Origin of the sequence: Aeromicrobium sp. CF4.19, from assembly GCF_051262555.1 — a bacterium.
In the GTDB taxonomy this organism is placed as follows: domain Bacteria; phylum Actinomycetota; class Actinomycetes; order Propionibacteriales; family Nocardioidaceae; genus Aeromicrobium.
Genome location: NZ_JBIMEU010000009.1, coordinates 70336 through 90441 on the forward strand (window position 1 = coordinate 70336; position 20106 = coordinate 90441).

Annotated in this window: 23 protein-coding genes, 1 tRNA gene and 1 pseudogene; 11 read left to right on the forward strand and 14 right to left on the reverse strand. The window is 69.2% G+C overall.

The features are described from left to right. Positions 1–73: 73 nt before the first annotated feature. The 6 genes from rpmE to ACHAAC_RS16045 all read right to left on the reverse strand — a co-directional run bounded on the left by rpmE (position 74) and on the right by ACHAAC_RS16045 (position 6444). On the reverse strand, positions 74–280 hold the full coding sequence (gene rpmE, locus ACHAAC_RS16020; protein ID WP_435717319.1) for a 50S ribosomal protein L31: 207 nt from the start codon (positions 278–280) through the stop codon (positions 74–76). Between the two features lie 137 nt (positions 281–417). Continuing rightward, positions 418–900: a glutathione peroxidase gene (locus tag ACHAAC_RS16025; protein ID WP_435717320.1), complete on the reverse strand. Its 483-nt coding sequence runs from the start codon at positions 898–900 to the stop codon at positions 418–420. Positions 901–997: 97 nt separating this feature from the next. After that, complete coding sequence (gene rho / locus ACHAAC_RS16030; RefSeq protein ID WP_435717321.1) at positions 998–3016, reverse strand: transcription termination factor Rho; 2019 nt, start codon at positions 3014–3016, stop codon at positions 998–1000. Positions 3017–3143: 127 nt separating this feature from the next. After that, entirely contained in the window at positions 3144–4040 is an 897-nt protein-coding gene (gene thrB, locus ACHAAC_RS16035; protein WP_435717322.1) for a homoserine kinase, read from the reverse strand. After that, positions 4037–5125: a threonine synthase gene (gene thrC, locus ACHAAC_RS16040; RefSeq protein WP_435717323.1), complete on the reverse strand. Its 1089-nt coding sequence runs from the start codon at positions 5123–5125 to the stop codon at positions 4037–4039. Before thrC ends, thrB begins: the two co-directional genes overlap by 4 nt. Then, complete coding sequence (locus tag ACHAAC_RS16045) at positions 5125–6444, reverse strand: homoserine dehydrogenase (RefSeq protein ID WP_435717324.1); 1320 nt, start codon at positions 6442–6444, stop codon at positions 5125–5127. Before ACHAAC_RS16045 ends, thrC begins: the two co-directional genes overlap by 1 nt. Before the next feature lie 88 nt (positions 6445–6532). Between ACHAAC_RS16045 and ACHAAC_RS16050 the strand changes: the two genes are divergently transcribed. Next, complete coding sequence (locus tag ACHAAC_RS16050) at positions 6533–6994, forward strand: hypothetical protein (RefSeq protein ID WP_435717325.1); 462 nt, start codon at positions 6533–6535, stop codon at positions 6992–6994. A 36-nt stretch (positions 6995–7030) separates the two neighbouring features. Beyond that, positions 7031–7483 carry a redox-sensitive transcriptional activator SoxR gene (gene soxR / locus ACHAAC_RS16055; RefSeq protein ID WP_435717326.1) on the forward strand — a complete coding sequence of 151 codons (453 nt, stop codon included), beginning with the start codon at positions 7031–7033 and terminating at the stop codon, positions 7481–7483. Between the two features lie 17 nt (positions 7484–7500). Here the strand turns inward: soxR and lysA are convergent, their stop codons facing one another. The 3 genes from lysA to ACHAAC_RS16070 all read right to left on the reverse strand — a co-directional run bounded on the left by lysA (position 7501) and on the right by ACHAAC_RS16070 (position 11028). Beyond that, on the reverse strand, positions 7501–8895 hold the full coding sequence (gene lysA, locus ACHAAC_RS16060; protein WP_435717327.1) for a diaminopimelate decarboxylase: 1395 nt from the start codon (positions 8893–8895) through the stop codon (positions 7501–7503). A 2-nt stretch (positions 8896–8897) separates the two neighbouring features. Next, entirely contained in the window at positions 8898–10562 is a 1665-nt protein-coding gene (argS, locus tag ACHAAC_RS16065; protein WP_435717328.1) for an arginine--tRNA ligase, read from the reverse strand. A 76-nt stretch (positions 10563–10638) separates the two neighbouring features. Continuing rightward, a complete protein-coding gene (locus ACHAAC_RS16070) occupies positions 10639–11028 on the reverse strand; it encodes a response regulator transcription factor (RefSeq protein ID WP_435717329.1) in 390 nt (129 codons plus the stop codon). Between the two features lie 78 nt (positions 11029–11106). Between ACHAAC_RS16070 and ACHAAC_RS16075 the strand changes: the two genes are divergently transcribed. Continuing rightward, positions 11107–11178: transfer RNA gene (locus ACHAAC_RS16075), tRNA-Arg, on the forward strand. A 105-nt stretch (positions 11179–11283) separates the two neighbouring features. Here ACHAAC_RS16075 and ACHAAC_RS16080 read toward each other — a convergent pair. Beyond that, a complete protein-coding gene (locus ACHAAC_RS16080; protein ID WP_435717330.1) occupies positions 11284–12282 on the reverse strand; it encodes a tyrosine-type recombinase/integrase in 999 nt (332 codons plus the stop codon). A 142-nt stretch (positions 12283–12424) separates the two neighbouring features. Continuing rightward, positions 12425–12994: a hypothetical protein gene (locus ACHAAC_RS16085; protein ID WP_435717331.1), complete on the reverse strand. Its 570-nt coding sequence runs from the start codon at positions 12992–12994 to the stop codon at positions 12425–12427. A gap of 84 nt (positions 12995–13078) precedes the next feature. Here ACHAAC_RS16085 and ACHAAC_RS16090 point away from each other — a divergent pair, with 84 nt between their 5' ends. The 6 genes from ACHAAC_RS16090 to ACHAAC_RS16115 all read left to right on the forward strand — a co-directional run bounded on the left by ACHAAC_RS16090 (position 13079) and on the right by ACHAAC_RS16115 (position 15898). After that, positions 13079–13285: a helix-turn-helix transcriptional regulator gene (locus ACHAAC_RS16090; RefSeq protein ID WP_435717332.1), complete on the forward strand. Its 207-nt coding sequence runs from the start codon at positions 13079–13081 to the stop codon at positions 13283–13285. Between the two features lie 35 nt (positions 13286–13320). Next, positions 13321–14073, forward strand: coding sequence for a MarR family transcriptional regulator (locus ACHAAC_RS16095; protein ID WP_435717333.1), 753 nt, complete (start codon positions 13321–13323; stop codon positions 14071–14073). After that, on the forward strand, positions 14070–14276 hold the full coding sequence (locus tag ACHAAC_RS16100; protein ID WP_435717334.1) for a hypothetical protein: 207 nt from the start codon (positions 14070–14072) through the stop codon (positions 14274–14276). Before ACHAAC_RS16095 ends, ACHAAC_RS16100 begins: the two co-directional genes overlap by 4 nt. 214 nt (positions 14277–14490) lie before the next feature. Further along, entirely contained in the window at positions 14491–15189 is a 699-nt protein-coding gene (locus ACHAAC_RS16105; protein ID WP_435717335.1) for a hypothetical protein, read from the forward strand. Then, entirely contained in the window at positions 15186–15620 is a 435-nt protein-coding gene (locus ACHAAC_RS16110) for a hypothetical protein (RefSeq protein WP_435717336.1), read from the forward strand. The genes ACHAAC_RS16105 and ACHAAC_RS16110 overlap by 4 nt, the downstream gene beginning before the upstream one ends. 2 nt (positions 15621–15622) lie before the next feature. Continuing rightward, positions 15623–15898 (forward strand): hypothetical protein, encoded by a 276-nt coding sequence (locus tag ACHAAC_RS16115; RefSeq protein ID WP_435717337.1) that lies wholly within the window; start codon positions 15623–15625, stop codon positions 15896–15898. 48 nt (positions 15899–15946) lie between these two features. Here ACHAAC_RS16115 and ACHAAC_RS16120 read toward each other — a convergent pair whose 3' ends face one another. After that, on the reverse strand, positions 15947–16378 hold the full coding sequence (locus ACHAAC_RS16120; RefSeq protein WP_435717338.1) for a DUF2511 domain-containing protein: 432 nt from the start codon (positions 16376–16378) through the stop codon (positions 15947–15949). A 66-nt stretch (positions 16379–16444) separates the two neighbouring features. Between ACHAAC_RS16120 and ACHAAC_RS16125 the strand changes: the two genes are divergently transcribed. Beyond that, positions 16445–16681: a helix-turn-helix domain-containing protein gene (locus ACHAAC_RS16125; RefSeq protein ID WP_435717339.1), complete on the forward strand. Its 237-nt coding sequence runs from the start codon at positions 16445–16447 to the stop codon at positions 16679–16681. 186 nt (positions 16682–16867) lie between these two features. Here the strand turns inward: ACHAAC_RS16125 and ACHAAC_RS16130 are convergent, their stop codons facing one another. Beyond that, a complete protein-coding gene (locus tag ACHAAC_RS16130) occupies positions 16868–17689 on the reverse strand; it encodes a DUF1828 domain-containing protein (protein WP_435717340.1) in 822 nt (273 codons plus the stop codon). Continuing rightward, entirely contained in the window at positions 17686–18252 is a 567-nt protein-coding gene (locus ACHAAC_RS16135) for a DUF6978 family protein (protein WP_435717341.1), read from the reverse strand. Before ACHAAC_RS16135 ends, ACHAAC_RS16130 begins: the two co-directional genes overlap by 4 nt. Before the next feature lie 590 nt (positions 18253–18842). Between ACHAAC_RS16135 and ACHAAC_RS16140 the strand changes: the two are divergent. Further along, positions 18843–20040 (forward strand): annotated as a pseudogene (locus ACHAAC_RS16140) (IS3 family transposase). Positions 20041–20106: the final 66 nt, after the last annotated feature.

Below are 20106 nucleotides of genomic sequence, written 5' to 3' on the forward strand. Positions count from 1 at the left end.
CTCGCCGGACGGACGGGAACGGACGACGGCGCCGACCCCTCCGTGGTGGAGCGGGTCGGCGCCGTGGGCGTCGCTACTTCTTGCCGTAGCGCTTCTCGAACCGGGCCACGCGGCCACCGGTGTCGAGGATCTTCTGCTTGCCGGTGTAGAAGGGGTGGCAGGCCGAGCACACGTCGGCACGAAGCGTGCCCTCGGTGGCCGTGCTGCGCGTCGTGAAGGAGTTGCCGCAGGTGCAGGTCACCTGGGTCTCCACGTACTCGGGATGGATGTCGTTCTGCATGGGAGTCCTCTCGTGAGGTGCTGGGTCGGAAGTCCCGTGAACCAGCACCAAGGATGGATTGTGCCATCTGGTACTCGTCACAACGAAATCGGAGCCCGCCCTGTTCCCCGGGACGCCGGTTCACCACCGGTGGACCGTCAGGCGGGGAGGAGCTTCTCGACGTCGGCGGCGATCTTCTCGGGCTTGGTGGTCGAGCCGTAGCGCTTGACCACGGTGCCCTCGGGGTCGATGAGGAACTTGGTGAAGTTCCACTTGATCTTGCTCGGACCGAGGCCGCCCTTCTCCTGCTTGAGCCACTGGTACAGCGGGTGGGCGTCGTCGCCGTTCACCTCGACCTCGGCGAACATCGGGAAGGAGACGCCGTAGTTCTTCTCGCAGAAGGACGCGGTCTCGTCGTCGGAGCCGGGGTTCTGGCCGCCGAACTGGTCGCACGGGAAGCCCAGCACCACCAGACCGCGGTCGGCGTACTCGGCGAACAACGCCTCGAGGCCGGTCAGCTGCGGCGTGAAGCCGCACTGGGTCGCGGTGTTGACGACGAGGAGCACCTTGCCGCGGTAGTCGGCCAGGTGCCTCTCGGCACCGTCGATCGCGGTGGCGGAGAAGTCATGCGCAGTGGTCATGCCGCCAGCCTAGGAGGGCGGGCCGGGGGACGCAGGGCAACGGGCCCCGACGCACGCCGGCCCGGCACCCCGTGGGGTGCCGGGCCGACGTCCGGTCTCACTCCTGCACGGAGCCTGCGGCGGGCATCGTCCTGCTCGCGCTCAGGAGGAACTCCGCGTTGCTGGACGTCTTGCGAAGGCGATCCAGCACGAGCTCGATGCCCTGCTGGCCCTCCTTCTCGGCCACGAGCCGGCGCAGCTTCCCGACCTCGGCGAGCTCGTCGCCCGACATCAGCAGCTCCTCGCGCCGGGTGCTGGAGGCCTCGACGTCGATCGCCGGGAAGTTCCGCCTGTCGGCGACGTCCCGACGCAGGCGCAGCTCCATGGTGCCGGTGCCCTGGAACTCCTCGAAGATCACCTCGTCCGTGCGCGAGCCGGTCTCGACCAGCGCCGTGGCGAGGATCGTCAACGAGCCACCGTCCTCGAGGTTGCGTGCTGCACCGAAGAACTTCTTCGGCGGGTGCAGCGCCGAGGAGTCCACCCCGCCGGACAGGATGCGTCCGGACGCCGGCGCGGACAGGTTGTACGCCCGCCCCAGCCGGGTGATGGAGTCCAGCAGCACGACGACGTCGTGCCCCAGCTCGACGAGACGCTTGGCGCGCTCGATGGCCAGCTCGGCCACCGTCGTGTGGTCGCCAGCCGGACGGTCGAAGGTGGAGGCGATGACCTCACCCTTGACCGTGCGCTGCATCTCGGTGACTTCCTCAGGACGCTCGTCGACGAGGACGACCATCAGGTGGCACTCGGGATTGTTTGTCGTGATCGCGTTGGCGATCTCCTGCATGACCATGGTCTTGCCGGCCTTGGGCGGCGACACGATGAGCCCGCGCTGACCCTTGCCGATCGGCGCGAAGAGGTCGACGATCCTCGTCGTCATGGCCGTCGGCTCGGTCTCCAGGACCAGCCGGTCGGTGGGGAAGACGGGGGTGAGCTCGGAGAAGTCGACGCGGCTGCGCGCCTCCTCGGCCGTCATGCCGTTGACGGTGTCGACGCGCACCATCGGGTTGAACTTCTCCTTGCGCTCGCCCTCACGGGGCTGGCGCACCTGTCCGGTGACGGCGTCGCCCTTGCGGAGCCCGAGCTTGCGGACCATCGAGAGCGAGAGGTAGACGTCGTTCTCGCTCGGCAGGTAGCCCGTGGTGCGCACGAAGGCGTAGTTGTCGAGGATGTCCAAAATTCCGGCGGCCGGCACGAGGACGTCGTCCTCGGTGTAGGTGGGCTCGCCGTCCGGTCCACGCGTGCCGCGGTTGCGACCGCGCCGGTTGCGACGTCGCCCGCCCCCGTCGTCGTCGCGGCCGTCGTCGTTGCCACCGCGGTCACTGTTGCCGCTGCGATCGCCGTTGCCACCGCGATCATCGTTGCCGGTGCGATCATCGTTGCCGGTGCGATCATCGTTGCCGGTGCGATCGCCGCTCTTGCCACGCTGATCGTTGCCACCACGCTGGTCGTCGCCACGGCCGCGCTGCTCGCCCTTGCCGCTGTCGTTGCCGCCACGGCCGCGCTGCTCGCCCTTGCCGCTGTCGTTGCCGCCACGGCCGCGCTGCTCGCCCTTGCCGCTGTCGTTGCCACCACGGCCGCGCTGCTCGCCCTTGCCGTTGTCGTCGTTATCGCCGCGCTGCTCGCCGCTCTTGCCACCGTCGTCACCACCGCGAGCCTCGCCACCCTTGCCGCGGTTCCTGGCGCGCCGGTTGCCGCGGCCGCCCTGGTCGTCGGCCGAGGTGTCGTCCTGGCCCGGTGAGGTGCGGGGCTGCTCGGCGCCTCGCGATGCGTCCTTCGCGGCGGGCTTGTCGCCCGCCGACTCCGGGAGCGCCTCCTGCGCCGGTGCCTCGGACTTCTTGGGAGCCGTCTTCGGCGCGTCGCCGCGAGCCGCCTTGATGGCGTCGATGAGCTGGCCCTTGCGCATGGTGGCGGCGCCCTCGATGGAGAGGTCTGCGGCGATCTCCTTGAGCTCCGCGAGGACCTTGCCGCCCAGAGCACCCCCGCTCTTGCGGGGCGGGGCTGGGTCTGAGGGTGGGGCTGCCCCGGCATCGGGCGCTGAAGCAGGCGCGGCGGACTCGGTCGTGGGGGTGTCAGTCACGTGGGGGTTCCTTCGTGGAGGTGGCCGTGTGGGCCTGGATCTCTGTGCCGCACTGGTGGACGGGCTCCTGCGGAGCGGACCAGTGTGCGGATGATGTCGGGGAGACGAGAGCTCGACTCCGACGCGCTCACTGTAACAGTCGTGCTCGGTCCACGTGGGCCCCGCGCGGGGCGACCCCGGTCTCGAGGACGCTCCACCCCGTCGGAGCCCGGTCGGCGATCCCGTGGGCGAAGGACAGCACCGTCGGCCCCGCGCCGGAGATCACCGCGGGGACACCCTCGACCCGCAGCCGACGCAACAGCTTGTGGGACTCCGGCATCGCCGCCGCGCGATAGGACTGGTGCAGGCGATCCTCGGTGGCGGGGACGAGCCGTTCGGGTGAGGTCAGGAGAGCCGCCACCAGCAGTGCGGCGCGGCCGGCCGTCATGGCGGCGTCCGCGTGCGGGACCGTCGCCGGGAGGAGACCGCGTGCCACCGCCGTCGAGACCGGCTCCGGCGGCACCATCAGGGTGAGGGGGACGTCCACGTCGAGGCGCAGGACGTCGACGGCGGCACCGTCGACCCACGCGATCGTCAACCCTCCGAACAGCGCGGCGGCGACGTTGTCGGGGTGCCCCTCGAGGTCGTGCGCCAGCTGGTAGGCCGCGCCGTCGGTCATCAGCTCGGCACCGTCGGGCACCAGGGCCCGGGCGAGGACGATCCCACCGACGATGGCCGCAGACGACGAGCCCATCCCCCGCGCGTGCGCGATGACATTGGTGCACGACAGGCGCAGCCCCGGACGGGGCACGCCCATGAGGGCGAAGGCGGCGTCCATCGCCCGCACGACGAGGTGCTCGTCGGTGCGCGGGACGTCGTCGGCGCCCTCCCCCGTGACCAGGATCTCCAGCCCGTCCGTCGGGAGCACTTGCGCGGTCAGCTCGTCGTGGACGTCGACCGCCAACCCGAGGGCGTCGTAGCCGGGCCCCAGGTTCGCGCTGGAGGCCGGGACCCTGACGGTGACGGGGTCGGGGACGTACCTCATGCGAGCCCGGCGACCTCGGCCGCGGCCTCGACGTCGGCGTCGATGACCGAGTCCACGATCGAGTCGACGCCGCGCAGGGCGGTCTCGGTGTCCTTCAGGCCGTGCCCGGTGACGGTGATGGTGATGGTGAGGCCCGGATCGACCTCGCCGGCCTGCACGGCCGCCACGAGCCCCGCGACCCCGGCAGCGGACGCGGGCTCGACGAAGACGCCATCCCGGGAGCCGAGCTCGCGCTGGGCGGTGAGGATCTGCTCGTCGGTCACGGCGTCGATGCGTCCACCTGACTCATCGCGTGCGGCCTCCGCGAGGCGCCACGAGGCGGGGTTGCCGATCCGGATGGCCGTCGCCACGGTGTCCGGGTCCGGCACCGGCTCGCCCCTGACGATCGGCGCCGCGCCGGCCGCCTGGAACCCCCAGAGGCGTGGCGTCGATGCCGCCAGGCCGGCCTCGGCGTACTCGCGGAAGCCGATCCAGTAGGCCGAGATGTTGCCGGCGTTGCCCACCGGGAGCAGGTGCAGGTCCGGTGCTGCGCCGAGGACGTCGACGATCTCGAAGGCCGCCGTCTTCTGGCCCTGCAGCCGCACCGGGTTGACGGAGTTGACCAGGGCCACCGGGTAGGAGTCGGCGAGCCCGCGGGAGATCTGCAGGCACTCGTCGAAGCCGCCGCGCACCTGGATGACCTCGGCACCGTGCATGACGGCCTGGGCCATCTTGCCGGCGGCGATCCGACCGTGCGGCACGAGCACGATCGGGGTGAGGCCGGCTCGAGCCGCGTAAGCCGTCATCGACGCGGACGTGTTGCCCGTGGATGCGCACACCACGGCCTTGGCGCCCTCGGCGACGGCCACCGAGATGGCTGCCGTCATGCCTCGGTCCTTGAACGAGCCCGTGGGGTTGTCGCCCTCGACCTTGAGGTGCACCTCGCCCCGGGTCAGCTCGGAGAGCCAGGCCGAGCGCACGAGCGGCGTACCACCCTCCCCCAGGGAGACGACGGGTGTGTCGGCGTCGACCGGGAGCCAGGAGCGGTACTCCTCGATCACGCCGCGCCATGGTCGCGCGCCGCGCGGGGGCTCCGGAGCCGCCATCAGGACATCCCCTCCACGCGCATGACGGAGGAGACGTCGCGCACCATGTCCAGGTCGCGCAGCACTCCGACGGTGGCGGCGAGGGCCTCGTCCTCTGCCTCGTGCGTCACGATCACGAGCTGGGCGTCCGAACCATGGCCCTCCTGCCGGACGGTCTTGATCGAGACACCGAACTCGGCGAAGGCGTGAGCGACGGTGGCCAGCACCCCTGCGCGGTCGTCGACGTCGATCTGGACGTGGTACCTGGTCCGGGCCCGGCCGATGTCCAGGACCTCGAGCTGCGCGTGGGTGGACTCCCCCGGACCCCAGACCCCCTTGACGCGGTTGCGGGCCACGGAGACGAGGTCGCCCAGGACGGCGCTCGCGGTGGGTGGGCCGCCGGCGCCGGGTCCGTAGAACATCAGCTGGCCGGCGGACTCGCTCTCGACGAAGACCGCGTTGTAGGCGCCGCGCACGCTGGCGAGCGGGTGGGCGTTCGGGATCATCGCCGGGTGGACGCGGGCCGAGACGGCGGGTCCGTCGGGCGTGTCGATCTTCTCGCAGATCGCCAGCTGCTTGACGACGCAGCCCATCTCGTCGGCCGAGCGGATGTCGGCGGCGGTGACGTCGACGATGCCCTCCCGGTGGACGTCGTCGATCGTGACGCGCGTGTGGAAGGCGAGGGAGGCCAGGATCGCGGCCTTGGACGCGGCGTCGAATCCCTCGATGTCGGCCGTCGGGTCGGCCTCGGCGTACCCCAGCCGCTGCGCCTCGTCGAGCACCTCGGCGAAGCCCGAGCCGTGCGTGGTCATGGCGTCGAGGATGAAGTTCGTGGTGCCGTTGACGATGCCCAGCACCCGGTGCACGGCGTCGCCGGCCAGCGACTCCAGCAGCGGTCGCACGATCGGGATGGCCCCGGCGACGGCCGCCTCGAAGGCGAGGTCGCGCTCGGCCTTGGCCGCTGCCTCGAACAGCTGGCCCCCGTCCTCGGCGAGCAACGCCTTGTTGGCCGTGACGACGGACGCTCCGTGCTCCAGCGCCGCCATGATGAGCTCACGCGCCGGCTCGATGCCCCCGATCACCTCGACGACGACGTCGATGTCGCCACGCGTGACCAGGCCGTGGGCATCGGTGGTGAACAGCTCCTCGGGGACGTCGAGGTCGCGGGAGCGTCCGGGGCGACGCACGGCGATGCCGGCGAGCTCCAGGGGGGCGCCGACGCGACGGGCCAGCTCGGACGCGTCGCGGGTGAGCAGACGCGCGACCTCGCTCCCGACCACGCCGCAGCCGAGCAGTGCGACCCGCAGGGGCCGCTCGGACGAAACAGTGGAGATGCTCACGCGTCGTAGCGTATCGGCGCCGGGTCGACCGGGACGACGCACCGCCGGAACCTGAGACCGCACGAGCCCCGACGCTTACCCTTGCCTCATGGGCAGCTCCAGCCGATCCGCTCGGCGCCGGCACGCGCGCGAGTGGCGACTCGCGGTCGCGGCGGCCGTCGTCGTGGTACTCGGCGTGGCCGGCTACGCGGGCCACGACGTCTACCAGCAGGCCTTCAGGCCCGATGCCGCCAACACCTCGGCCGACGTCTCCGCCGTGCCGACGACCGACACTCGCCGCCAGGTCCTGGTCGAGCTCACCGTGACCTCCGACGGGCCGTTCGCCCTCACCTATCGCGATGCCGACGGCAAGGACACCGAGGAGGCCTCTGCCGACGGCCGTCCGATCACCGTGGAGACCGTGGGTCGGGGCGACGGGCCCTACCTGCAGGTCTGGGCCCAGACCTCGCCGACGGCCAGCTTCGTGCGCTGCGAGATCGCCGTGGACAACGATCGCCGGTCCCGCGAGACGACCCAGGGGCCGGCCGCCGCGACGTACTGCGCCGCTTGACGGTCGGCCCCCACCCACCTCAAGTACGCTCGAGGTGTGTCGAACGCTCGGCTGAGGCATCAGCCCCTGACCCCTGGCGAGACCTCCCGCCGCTCCGGCGTGGCCGTCTCGGCGCTGCACTTCTACGAGCGCGAGGGGCTCATCGAGAGCAGCCGCACGAGCGGGAACCAACGCCGCTACCACCGCGACGTCCTGCGACGCCTGGCCTTCATCCAGTTCTCCCAGCGCCTGGGCATCCCCTTGAGCGCGATCGCTGACGCCCTGGCGACGTTGCCCCCGGGTCGCACGCCGACGTCCGCGGACTGGGCCCGGCTCACCGATCACTGGCGGATCGACCTCGACGCCCGCATCGCCCGGCTGCAGAACCTGCGCGACAACCTCGACGGCTGCATCGGCTGCGGCTGCCTGTCCCTGGAGGTGTGCGCCGTCTACAACGACGAGGACCGGCTCTCCGACCTGGGGCCCGGACCGCACCGCGGCCTGCGCTGACCCCGGTCGACGGTCGGTCAGCCGAGGTCGAGGGCCAGCAGGTCGTCCTCGGACTCACGCCGCACGACGACCCGGGCCTCACCGTCGCGCACCGCCACCACGGCCGCGCGGGGCACATGGTTGTAGTTGCTGGCCAGGGACCGGCAGTAGGCGCCCGTGCCGGGGACGGCCAGCAGGTCACCAGCCCGGACGTCGCCGGGCAGGTACTCGTCCTTGACGACGATGTCGCCGGCCTCGCAGTGCTTGCCGACGACCCGGCTCAGCACCGCCGGCGCGCCGGAGTCGCGCGACGCGAGCGTGCAGGAGTAGTCGGCGCTGTACAGCGCCGGGCGGATGTTGTCGCTCATGCCGCCGTCGACCGAGACGTAGCGGCGCGAGGCGCCGCCGTCGAGCCCGACCGCCTTGGTCGTGCCGACCTCGTACAGCGTGAAGGTGGACGGACCGGCGATGGCGCGGCCGGGCTCCAAGGAGAGCCGCGGGACCGCGACGTCGAGCGCGGCACACTCGTCGTCGACGATCTTCAGCAGACCGCGGGCGAGGTCGTCGGGCGTGGCCGGGTCGTCCTGCGTCGTGTAGGCGATCCCGAAGCCGCCTCCGAGGTCGAGCTCGGCACCCACGACGCCGAGCTCGGTGGCCACCTGGGCGTGCAGACGCAGCACCCGGCGGGCCGCGACCTCGAAGCCGTCGGTGACGAAGATCTGTGAGCCGATGTGCGAGTGCAGGCCCGCGAACGTCAGGCCCGGGGAGTCGACCACACGACGTACGGCGTCCAGCGCGGCGCCGTCGGCGATGGAGAAGCCGAACTTCTGGTCCTCGTGGGACGTGGAGATGTACTCGTGCGTGTGGGCCTCGACGCCGGCCGTGACGCGGACCATGACCACGGCCTGCACGCCGAGCTCCGCCGTCAGGGCGTCCAGCCGGGCGATCTCCTCGACGCTGTCGACGATGATCCGGCCGACACCCGCCTGCAGGGCACGCCGCAGCTCGGCCACCGACTTGTTGTTGCCGTGCAGGCCGATCCGCTCCGGGGGGAACTCCGCCCGCAGCGCGACGGCGAGCTCTCCCCCGGTGCAGACGTCGAGGTTGAGCCCCTCCTCGGCCACCCACCGCGCCGTGGCGACGCACAGGAACGCCTTGCCCGCGTAGTAGATATCGGCGTCGGGGAACGCCAGCGCGAAGGCGCGGGCCCTGCCGCGGAAGTCGTCCTCGTCCACGACGTAGAGCGGCGTGCCGAACTCCTCGGCCAGCTCCGGTGCCGTCACGCCCGCGACGGACAGGACACCGTCGGCCTTGGCGACGCCCGAGGACCACAGGTGCCGCACAAGGACGTCGGGGTCCTCGGGGACGCGCAGCCAGGCGGGGCCTCGGTCACCGGCCTGTCCGTGCAGGGCACCTGCCTCGTGGGAGCGCATGCCTACATCCTGTCCGGAGCGGACACGCCCAGCAGGGCGAGCCCGTTGGCGATGACCTGGCGCGTCGCCGCGACGAGCGCGAGCCGTGCGTGGTGCAGGTCGGTCGTCTCCTCCTCGCCCTGGGGCAGCACGCGGCACGAGTCGTAGAACTTGTGGAAGGTGGAGGCCGTGTCCTCCAGGTAGCGGGCGACGCGGTGCGGCTCCCGCAGCTCGGCCGCACGCGCCACCACACGTGGCAGCTCGGCCAGGGCGCGCAGGAGGTCACCCTCGCGCTCGTGCGACAGCAGCGCAGGGTCGATGGAGTCCGCGTCGAGCAGGACCCCCAGGTCGGCGGCGTTGCGCAGGATGCTGGCCAGGCGCGCGTGCGCGTACTGGACGTAGTGGACCGGGTTGTCGTTGCTGGCCCTCGTCATCTCGGCGACGTCGAGGGTCAGCGGGGAGTCCACGGGGTACCGGATGAGGGTGTAGCGCAGCGGATCGACGCCGATGAGGTCGATGAGCTCGCGCAGCGAGACGATCGTGCCGGCGCGCTTGGAGAGCTTGAGCTCCTCGCCGTCCTTCATGATCTTGACCAGCTGACCGATCAGCACCTGCAGCTGCTCGCCCTGGGTGTCCCCCACGCAGGCGGCCATCGCCTGGAGCCGGCCGACGTACCCGTGGTGGTCGGCGCCCAACAGGTAGATGCAGGGGTCGAAGCCGCGCTCGCGCTTGTCGACGTAGTAGGCGGTGTCCGACGCGAAGTAGGTGAGCTCACCGTTGGAGCGCACCAGCACCCGGTCCTTGTCGTCGCCGTGGTCGGTCGTGCGCATCCAGGTGGCGCCGTCGGCCTCGTAGAGGTTGCCCTGCTCGCGCAGCCGGGCGAACCCGCGCTCCACGGCATCGGAGTCGTGCAGGGAACGCTCGGAGAACCACACCTCGAAGTGCGTGCGCAGCTCGTCGAGCTCGGCCTTCTGCTCGGCGAGCTGCAGGGCGTAGCCCTGGTCGCGGAACCGCACGACCTGCACGTCGTGCGGGTGGTCCATGATCGCGGGGTCGGCTTCGAGGACCCGCTGTGCGAGGTCGGCCACGTAGGCGCCCCGATAGCCGTCCTCCGGGGGCGCCTCGCCGTTGGCGCGGGCCGCGAGGGACTGGCCGAACTTGTCCATCTGGTTGCCGCGGTCGTTGATGTAGAACTCCCGCGCGACCTCGGCGCCGGTGGCCTCGATGACCCTGGCGAGCGCATCGCCCACCGCGGCCCACCGGGTGTGCCCCAGATGCAGGGGTCCGGTGGGGTTGGCGCTGATGAACTCCAGGTTGACCCGCTGTCCGACCCCGGTCTCGCTGCGGCCGTAGTCGTCCGCGGCCTGCAGGATCGTCGTGGCGAGCGTCCCCTGGGCCCCGGCGGCGACCCGCAGGTTCAGGAAGCCCGGGCCGGCGATCTCCGCGCTGGCGATGCCGTCGCCCTGCTCGAGCACGTGGGCCAGCTGCTGGGCCAGCTCCCTGGGGTTGACGCCGGCCTTCTTGGCCAGCTGCAGGGCGATGTTGGTGGCGTAGTCGCCGTGTTCCTTGACCTTGGGGCGCTCGACGAGGACGGTGCCGGGGACGCCGTCGGGCAGGCTCAGTCGGCCCTCGTCGACGAGGCGGTGCAGGGCGTCGACGATGGCGGTGGAGAGCTGCTCGGGAGTCACCGCCCCAGCCTATCGAGGCGGGCGCGCGCGCCTCGCACGCGGCCGAGCCGGATCTTCAAGGGTCCGACTCGACGACTCAGTCCGCGCGGGACTCGATCGCGGTGCGGACGGTCTGCACGAGCTCGTCGGGGTCGAACGGCTTGGTGACGTAGGCGTCGACCCCGGCCTGCAGCCCGCGCTGGACGTCGGCGGGGTGGTTCTGCGTCGTCAGCATGACGAGCGCGAGGTCCCGCAGCAGCGGGTCGGACCGGATCGCCGCCACGGTGGCGACGCCTCCCTGGCGCGGCATCATCACGTCGATCGTGACCGCGTCGGGCAGCGTCCCCGCCTGTGCAGCGGCCCGCAGCTGCTCCAGCCCGTCGACCCCGTCCACGGCCTCGGTCACCTCGAAGCCGGCCAGCTCCAGGTTGGTCCGGATCAGGAAGCGGATGGACGCCGTGTCATCAACGACCAGGACGGTGGGCACCCACTCACGGTAGCGGCCGTGGGGTAGGCTCACACCGCACTTCGCGGAACTCGCCAGACGGGTTTCACGAGTCCGTGGGCCCCCGTAGCTCAGGGGATAGAGCACCGCCCTCCGGAGGCGGGAGCGCAGGTTCGAATCCTGCCGGGGGCACTCATGCGAAAGGGTCTCTGACCTGCATAGACGCAGGTCAAGGGCCCTTTGTCATTCGCAGCCGTGGGACCGTCAGGCCGCACGGAGGCCGCATGACGGGCGAATCTAGCCGCCAATCGATCGCACCTGAGCACCCTCCGAGCGGGCTCCCAAGAGCGCGTCCATGCGGTCCGCGATGTCGTCGCCGTCGTCGTGCATGAGGTGCGCGTAGACGTCGAGCGTGACGGTCACCGAGGAGTGCCCGGCCCACTGGGACACCTGTTTGACGTTCGCACCGCTCGCGATGAGGAGCGAGACGTACGTGTGGCGCAGATCGTGCTCCCGGAGGCCCTGGAGACCGCACGTCTTGAGTGCAGGCTTCCACGCGATCCGCCAGAACGTTCCCCGGTGCATCGGCCCCCCGTCCGGGCCGGTGACGAGGAGCGCGTCAGGCTCCGGTCCGACCCGCTCCATGAGGTGCGCCTCGATCTCAGCCATGACCGAGCGCGCCACTGGGATGGTGCGGCGTGACCCCTTAGTCTTCGGCTCACCGAACGAGATCCCCTCACCGTCAACCTGGACCGCGGTCTGGTCGATCGTCAGACGCGACCGCAGCACATCCACCCGCGAGCGCCGCAGCCCGGCGATCTCGCCCCACCGCAGCCCGCAGAGCGCGCCGAGGAGCACGACGTCGCGATAGGCCGGGTCAATGGCCTCCGCGAGCGCGTCGACCTCCTCACGGCTCAGGAACCGTTGCTCAGCGGCGCGCTCGCTCGGCAGCGGGACGTTCGCCGCAGGGTTCACCGAGAGCCGCCGGTCAGCCACGGCTGCATCCAGCGCCGACCTGAGCGCGAACGTCGCCTTGCGAGTCGACGCAGCGGACAGCGGCTTGCGCTCTGCCGCCTCGTCGCCCGCCTGCAACTCAGCGACCCACCGACGCACTTCCGCGTTCGTGATGGTCGAGAGGCGACGCTTCCCGAACCGTGGCAACACGTGGGACTCGATGACCTGCTCCAGCCGCTGGAACGACGTCGACCGCAGGTCGGCACGACGCGACGGCAACCACTGTTCGATCCACCGATCCAGCGTCAGCGCGGACCGCGACGGGTCGAGCCACTCGCCCACCGCGATGGCGTGCTCCTGAGCGGCGAGCCATCGCTCCGCCTCCGTTCGCCGCGGGAACGTCCGCGACCTCTCTCGCCGATCCGGGCCGCGGTACCGAGCCCGCCACCGGCCTTGACCCCGCCGCTCCACGAATCCCGCCATGTCACTCTCCACCCTTCTCGGCACGCCGGTCGATCCGGTCGGCCACTTCGTCGTCTTCCAACGCCTCCAGTGCTCCCGCGAGCGTGCCGAGGATGCTCACGAGGGCTCGGCGCTGGCCGCGCGAATCTTCCGAGTCGACCCGCCGGGCCGCATCCATGAGCCGCCGCGCCAGGTGGCTCGGTTCCCGATTGCCTGCCACTGCCGCCAGCCGCTCGATCTCGCTCCAGCCGTACCGCGTCGAGTCGGGCACCGTGTTAAGCGGCGCTCCTCCCACAATCCAGCGCCGAACACGGCCAGCAGGGTGCGTGGAACCACCAACCACAACCTCGCCGCCGAGCAGATCGAGCGGGGGAATTGACAGCGCCAGGGAGAGCGTCAGCCATTCGTCAACCGTCAGACCACGCTCTCGCTCGCCAAGCCGTATACGTCGCACGAGCGTGTGCACCAAACGGTCTCCAAGTTCCGCTGTCGCGCGCTCGATGTCGCGGTCGGTCAGCGCCTCCCCTCCCTTTCGGCGTTCCGCGATTACCCGTTGCAGGTTCGCAGCGATGGCCGCCCCAACATTCGTCATGGCTACTAGTATAGAACATATTTTGCTTCAGTTATAGAACATCGGTGATGCTCCTCATACGTATTCCACTAGTGAGGAGTCGAGATGACCGAGAGTGACCCGCTTCTGAGCATCGTCGAGACCGCCGACCTACTCGGCGTAAGTCCGGCGACGCTCGCGAACTGGCGGAGCAGCGGAAGCGTGGAACTCCCCCGCGCATTCATGGTCGGGCGCCGCCCCCGCTACCGCCGCTCAGAGGTACTCGCGTGGCTGGAGGAGCACCGCGAGGAGCCGCGGGTCACGGTCGCCTGACCTGCCCCGACCAGTCAGTGACGAGAGGTAGAGAGATGGCCGCACGCAACGAGCGGCATCGCTGGACCGACGCGGTGTGGTCGTCGGACCTGCCGCCGAACGTGCGTCTCGTGGCGCTCGCGTTCGTTCGGTACGCCTCCCATGGCCTCGATGAGGTGTGGCTGGCCCAGTCGCACCTCTGCGAGATCACGGGCCTGTCCAAGCCGACCGCACAGAAGGCGACGCGAACGCTTCTTGATGGTGGGTGGCTGGAGGTGGTCGAGCAGCCACGTCAGCGTCGCGCAGCCCGGTATCGGCTCACCTTCAGCGGTCAACCGGCTTGCCCTCTGGACGACTCTCAGAGGTCAAGCGAGTTGCCCTCTGGCGAGGCTCCCAGAGGTCAAACCGACGAGCCTAGGGGTCAAACTCAGCCTTCCCAGAGGGCAAGCGGCTTGCCCCGAACCTCAAGTAGGAACCACAAGAAGAACCCCCACCCCGTGGACACGCTCGCTGAGGATCTCGCGGTGTCCGCCGACATCGCACGCCGGATGGTGGAGATCTCCAGCCAAGACCCGACGACCGTCAACCCCCACGCACGGCTCCGGGCATCTGCCGCTCACCGCCTGGAGGTCCGCAGGGTGATCGACGCCGCGGACCGCGAACAGCGAGAGCGAGAACGCGCCACCGAACCCAGGTGCCGCGACTGCGACCGGCCAGTGAGCATCTGCGACCGCGCGAGCGGGCTCCTACCGCCCGGGAGCGCGTGCACCGACTACGAACACCGTCACGACGAGAGGAAGACCGCATGACTAGCAAGCGAGACCCGTTCGACGCGATCCAACGCCTGACCCCGGCTGCTGTCCGCGCCCGGTTCGGTCGCGGCGCTGCCCGCCAGCAGGTCCGACGAGGTGGAACACCCGAGAGCCGCGCGGCGTCGTGGCCCCAGATCGACGCCACCCGCAACCCAGCCGCGCGTGCGCTGCACGACGCGACCACCGATGAGGAGAACTGACCATGCCGTACGAACACCGAGTACCGACCGGACGCCCTGACGTTGACCTGACGCCAGAACAGGTCGCAGCCATCCGCCGAGTGAGGAACGGTTCTCTGCTGTCCCAGTACCAGCAGGGCAGCCTTCAAGCCGCCTCACTACTCGCCAATACCGAGGCAGCGGCAGAGGCCCGGGCCGCCCTTGACGCGGACGCACAGCGACGGAAGGGGCGCCGATGAGCGATATCAGCGACGCCTTGCCTGCCGTCGCAGCAATCGACGCCAAGATCCAAGCCGAACGAGAGCGCGAGTCGGAGGTGACCGAACGCATCCGAGAGCGCGGGCAGAAGTACCACCGCGAGCACGCGCGATGGACAGAGCGGGCGATCGAGGCCGAACTCGACGGCAAGCAACCCCCGAAGGAACCACAGCCGCCCGACACCGTCCGTTCCAACATGGCAGTCGAACGCATCCGCGCCACGATCGACGCCCTTATCCGTGATCGCTTTCACGCGATCGTGGACGGGGCGGATGTCGTGCACGAGCAGGCCACGGCCGAGGTGGAGGCCGCGCTGGCCGACGCCTATCCGCACGTTGAGGCGCTGCAGACGTTGCTGCCGCGAGTAAGAGCCGCGACGTCTGCTGTCGACAGCGTGGCGGACGCACGACAGCAGACCAGCGCACATAGGACTGTTACTCGTCGCACGGTATCGAGCGTCGATCTCGGAGCGCTTCTCGCGGCCGTCAGTGGAGGTGCTGACGTGCTCCTCGACAACCGCGACCCGCGCCCACCCCGACCACTAGGGTTCACCGCCCGGGAGGGCATGGACGAACCGCAGACCGACACCGATGCCCCAACCGGCAGTGTTACGGAGTCCCCGGGGCCGGACCAGAGCGTTACCGTCCGCTCCACCAACCGAGGCGCGACCCCGTGAGCGCCGGACGTCCCGATGTGACCGTCGCTGTCCGCTCCGGTGAACTGTCCCCAGCGCAGGGACTCGCCGTGCGGACGCTGGTGGTCTCTGGCTCCGTCACCGAGGCCGCGCAAGCCGCGAAGGTCACCGAGCGGACTGTCAGGCGGTGGCTCCACACAGCCGCGTTCACGATGTCGTACAGGGCAGCAGCACGGCAGGCGTCGTCGGAGGCCACCAGCGCGCTCCTGGCAGCACAGCACGAGGCCGTGCGGACCCTGGTGGCCGCGCTCAGGGACGCGACCCCAGCCGTGCGGGTGCGGGCCGCCCGCGCGCTGCTGGAGGTCGGTCGTCACGCCGCCGACGACGACATGGACGAACGGCTCACCGAACTGGAGCGGGAGGTAACAACATGGCGCGACCAGACGCCCACGCTGAGCGTCGTCGACGCATAGCGATGATCGAAGCAGCGCTGCCCGACGAGCAGCCCGAAGACGACTTCACTATCGCCGATGAGATCAACGAGAGGTACGCCCATGACGACGTCTTGCGCGTCGCCGCGTACGTCACGATCGAGAGGTGGATTCGAGGCTCCGGATACCCGAACAACGATCCCGAACCTGACGCATGCTGCTGCCAGGAGCACGCGATCGAACGGCTTGGCCGCTGGCTAGTCGATGGCGTCGACGGTCTCGACACCATCGACCACGAACATCGGTGCGTACCTTCGTAGCCATCGTCGCCAGACCCCGTTGCCGTAGAGAACAACCTTCGACGATCACTACAGCAGTGGTTTGCACACGTCGATCAGTACGCCGATGTCCTTTTTCGCTCCATCGAAGTCCGGGTTGTCGGCCCAGATCTCATCGACCATGAGGTAGCCGTTCGCCTCAGCACCGCCCTTAGCCGTGCCGTTCAGCGCGTATCGCTTTTCGTCGTCAGAGGTGAAGACCGCCTCTACTCCGCTGGTATCTCCCACCGGGGAGCAGTTCACCCGACCACTCTCGACCGTGAGCGGCCAGTCGTCACCGAACTGACTCTCATCGACGTTGGCCCCCGAGCCGTCGAACTCGTAGGAGTACGGGGAGTCGTTCACCGCAGCGCTCTCGGATGTCTCAGCGGGCGCGGGAGCCTCCTCGGAGCCTCCTCCGCATCCACTGACAACGATTACGAGGAAAGCCGCCGCGATAGCGCGGCCTGTGTTCTTCACCATGGGTGGCATTCTGCTACGGATTCGTAGTCGACCGCTACGAATCCGAAACATAGCGTCATCTGTCTCATGACCGAAGCGCCGCCGAACGATTCGCAGGAAAACTTGCGACAGTTCGGGCGCCGTGTCAGGAGCCTCCGTACCGCTCGGAGCCTGTCACAGGAGCAACTCGCACACGATGCTGGCCTGCACCGCGCCGTCATTGGCTTCATCGAGCGAGGCGAACGCGACGTCGGCATCTCCCATGTGTGGCCCCTCGCTACAGCACTCGGGGTATCTGTCACGGAACTCTTCGAGAAGCCCTGAGAAATCTACTCTCGGGCTAACGATCTTCTGGGCGCGCTCCGTATACAGCAGGCAGCGCTGCCCCGAGACCGCCCTCGTGCCCCCATCCGAGGGCAGCACCAGACCGGGTGACCGGACACGCCCACGACGGTGCACAGAGAACCCCACGGCCGCGCTCAACTCCCGGCCGTGGGGGCCTCGCCGACTTCACGGCAGAGTGGTCTGTGGGATCAGAAGGCCCGACTTCGACTTGACGCCGCTCAGGAAGGCGTCCAACTCGCCGCCCGACTCCTCCCAGAGCGCGACGTTGGCGCGCTCGGCGAGCACGGTCAGTCGGGAAGGAGTCCAGGACCGCCGGGTGCCACCGAGGATGGCCAGCCGCTGCTCGAACGGCACCTCAGCCTGTGCCGCCATCGAGAATGTGAAGAACGCGTGCTCGTAGCCCTGGTGGCCCGATGTCGTCGCCGCGGCCTGTACGTATATCGGCCCGCGCTTCGCGGTCACGGTAAACGAGGGCCTGACCGTCTGACCGTCGAAAGTCACGTTCCGATTCGCTTCCACGGCCTCGTCGCTGAACTGCTCTCGGAGGTAGTCCTCCACGGCCCGTGCGAAGGTCCGCGGTCGCTTCACCACTGGCGGCGCGAGCACGCGCAGAGCGTCGAGTCCGAGGAGCGCGTCAGCCATGCGGCTCAGCACGTGGGGTGCGTTCTGGACGGTGGCCGTGGAGGTGACGACGCCATCGCTGAACGACACCCGGTACTCGTGGAGGAGGTCGCGCCACATGGCCTGATGCACAGCGTCTTCAGCGTCGTATCCGCCAGCGTGCAGACGGCTAAGCGTCTCACCACCGTCACTCAGGTCGAACATGTCGGCGTGAGCGGCCATGTAGATCTCCACGGGCTCGCTGTCCGCGTAGCGACGGCCCGTCGAGATGATGGCCCGCCCGTCTGGCAGTGGCTCGCACTCCCACCCGAGATCGGCCGTGATGACCCGAAGGACGCCGCTCAGAGGCCCCTCACAGACATTCATGGCACCTCCCAGAGGCCGGAATCGGAACGGGGCGAGTCGAGATCAGGCTCACTCCATGCGTAGCCGTCCGAGAGTGAGACTCCGCACTCAACCGCGAACGCTTCGAAGATCTCACGGTAGTTGTCACGGGTGACAGGACTCCCCGGCTGCTCGTGGGGGATGTCGTCGGGTGTGTACGCCCAAGCGTTGTTGTCCTTCTCCGACCATCGGTGCTTGTGCGTCTGTCCATTCCACCGCTCACCGTCAGGGTTCGGGTGACTATCCCGCAGGTCAAGGCGCCGAATCGATTCAGGGTGCTCCCCGGATTCTTTCCGCCCCCACGTGAGCGTCCAGCCTGAGCGGCCGGGCTCCTTCAGCGAGATGCGCCCGGTCATCTTCAGATTCTCTCCGAGCGTGGTCGTCACGGTGACAGTCGTTCGGACGTAACGAGTGCCGTCGGGCGCCCAGGTGATCGGGCTCTCGATGCGCTTCTCCGACGCCAACAGCGCCTCCGCCTCAGAGTTCTTCAGGCGTCGCGGTTCGCCACGCGCGTTGACGCGCGACCTCAGCGAGCCCCTAGCCATGCGGGACACCCTCCCACGTCGTCGGGTCGCTGGCCGCTCTCAGGCCGCAGGAGGCCGCGAAAGTTGGTGAGATCGAGTGACCCTCCGTGATGACCTACGCGAGGCGCGATCAGCCTGCGATGTCAAGAGTTTGAGGACATCGACGCAGGTCAGCCCGCAGATGTCACCGACCCCTGCGGTTCGCCCTCCGGAGGCGGGAGCGCAGGTTCGAATCCTGCCGGGGGCACCGTGGGGTGGTTGCGAAATGTTGGCCGCCCTGTTTGCGAAACCCGAGTCAGGTGATCCCGACTCGGGTTATTCGTCGTGGGTGGACTTGCTCTCACCCGCGATCTGCTGAGTAGCGTCCCTGCGAGCGTGATCGTGGGTGGCGGAGGACGCGCGAGACGCCCCTGAGCCGTTTTCGGGCAGGGGCGTCTTGGGACTGTCGCTGTTTAGGCTGCGTGCCTGTCTTGCTTGGGGGTGTTGATGATGCGCACCGGCGGGCTGTTGGGGTCGGCTACGTGTGGTTCGCGTCTGGCGACGCATGGGCGGCCGCCCCGCATGCGTGACGGTGGCCTTGACCCCGTCTGGTGGACACCTCGTAAGAGAGGATCTTCACTATGGGAAGACAGCGTCGGGAGTTCACTCCTGAGTACAAGGACGAGGCCGTGAAGTTGGTGATCAACACCGGTCGTCCGGTCGCCGTGGTGGCTCGTGAGCTTGGTGTCAAGGAACAGACGCTGGGCCGGTGGGTCAACCTGTTCAAGTCGCGCCAGGACGCCGGTGACGGCGCCCTGTCCGAGACCGAGCGGGTTGAGCTCGCTCGGCTGCGCAAGGAGAACTCAGAGCTGAAGATGGATCGGGCGTTCTTGAAAAAAGCCTCCCTCTTCTTCGCCCAGGAAGCATCGGATACGAACGAGAAGCGTTCGCGCTGATGCACGCGGAGAAGAGCAACCACACCGTCTCGCGGATGGCGTGCCTCCTGGAGGTCTCCCGGTCGGGGTTCTATGCCTGGTCGGCGCGGCTGCCCTCGAAACGAGCGGTCCGAGCGGAGAAGATCGAGGCCAAGATCGCCTGGTTCCACGGCGAGTCCGACGAGGTCTCAGGAGCACCCAGGATCTTGGCCGATCTGCGTGAGGACGGCGAGGTCATCAGTCGCAAGATGGTCGCCAAGACGATGCGCAAGCTCGGCCTGCGCGGGATCTGCCCACGCCGGTGGCGCACCACCACCGAGCGCGAGGCCGGCGACACCTACCCCCCTGACGCCACGAAACGGGTGTGGGACACCGGGGTCCTCAACGCCGTCTGGGTCGGCGACATCAGCTACTTGAGGACCTGGGAGGGGTGGCTCTACCTGGCCCCGTGATCGATGCTCACTCGCGTCGTGTGATCGGGTGGGCGATCGCTGATCACCTGCGCACCGACCTGGTCCAGGACGCCCTGACGATGGCGATCACCCTGCGCGGGGAGCTGCCCGCCCAGGTCGTCTTCCATACCGACAGAGGCACCCAGTACGCCTCGGAGCAGATCGCCACCTTCGCCGTCGAGAACGGCATCACCAGGTCGATGGGCTACACCGGGATCTGCTGGGACAACGCGATGGCCGAGTCGTTCTTCGCCACACTCAAGACCGAGTTCTACTACCGCCGCGTCTGGCCCACCAAGGCCGCAGCCAGCCAGGCCGTCGGAACTTGGATCGAGGACCGTTACAACCGGCGTCGCCGGCACTCCTCGATCGGCCAGGTCAGCCCAGTGGCCTTCGAGATGCAACACTGCAACCAGACCGCGGCAGCACCTCAAGCCGCATAACCCCGTGTCCACCGTCCGGGGTCAAGGCCACGGCGCCAAACTCGGACGCGACCTCCTGAACCGCCT

Coding starts and splice junctions, on each gene's coding strand:
- lysA (WP_435717327.1), bottom strand. CDS start 8,895: ATGCGCTCCCACGAGGCAGGTGCCCTGCACGGACAGGCCGGTGACCGA.
- ACHAAC_RS16085 (WP_435717331.1), bottom strand. CDS start 12,994: ATGACGAATGTTGGGGCGGCCATCGCTGCGAACCTGCAACGGGTAATC.
- thrC (WP_435717323.1), bottom strand. CDS start 5,125: ATGGCGGCTCCGGAGCCCCCGCGCGGCGCGCGACCATGGCGCGGCGTG.
- ACHAAC_RS16090 (WP_435717332.1), top strand. CDS start 13,079: ATGACCGAGAGTGACCCGCTTCTGAGCATCGTCGAGACCGCCGACCTA.
- ACHAAC_RS16115 (WP_435717337.1), top strand. CDS start 15,623: ATGATCGAAGCAGCGCTGCCCGACGAGCAGCCCGAAGACGACTTCACT.
- ACHAAC_RS16095 (WP_435717333.1), top strand. CDS start 13,321: ATGGCCGCACGCAACGAGCGGCATCGCTGGACCGACGCGGTGTGGTCG.
- ACHAAC_RS16125 (WP_435717339.1), top strand. CDS start 16,445: ATGACCGAAGCGCCGCCGAACGATTCGCAGGAAAACTTGCGACAGTTC.
- ACHAAC_RS16025 (WP_435717320.1), bottom strand. CDS start 900: ATGACCACTGCGCATGACTTCTCCGCCACCGCGATCGACGGTGCCGAG.
- rpmE (WP_435717319.1), bottom strand. CDS start 280: ATGCAGAACGACATCCATCCCGAGTACGTGGAGACCCAGGTGACCTGC.
- thrB (WP_435717322.1), bottom strand. CDS start 4,040: ATGAGGTACGTCCCCGACCCCGTCACCGTCAGGGTCCCGGCCTCCAGC.
- ACHAAC_RS16105 (WP_435717335.1), top strand. CDS start 14,491: ATGAGCGATATCAGCGACGCCTTGCCTGCCGTCGCAGCAATCGACGCC.
- ACHAAC_RS16130 (WP_435717340.1), bottom strand. CDS start 17,689: ATGAATGTCTGTGAGGGGCCTCTGAGCGGCGTCCTTCGGGTCATCACG.
- ACHAAC_RS16135 (WP_435717341.1), bottom strand. CDS start 18,252: ATGGCTAGGGGCTCGCTGAGGTCGCGCGTCAACGCGCGTGGCGAACCG.
- ACHAAC_RS16120 (WP_435717338.1), bottom strand. CDS start 16,378: ATGGTGAAGAACACAGGCCGCGCTATCGCGGCGGCTTTCCTCGTAATC.
- ACHAAC_RS16050 (WP_435717325.1), top strand. CDS start 6,533: ATGGGCAGCTCCAGCCGATCCGCTCGGCGCCGGCACGCGCGCGAGTGG.
- ACHAAC_RS16100 (WP_435717334.1), top strand. CDS start 14,070: ATGACTAGCAAGCGAGACCCGTTCGACGCGATCCAACGCCTGACCCCG.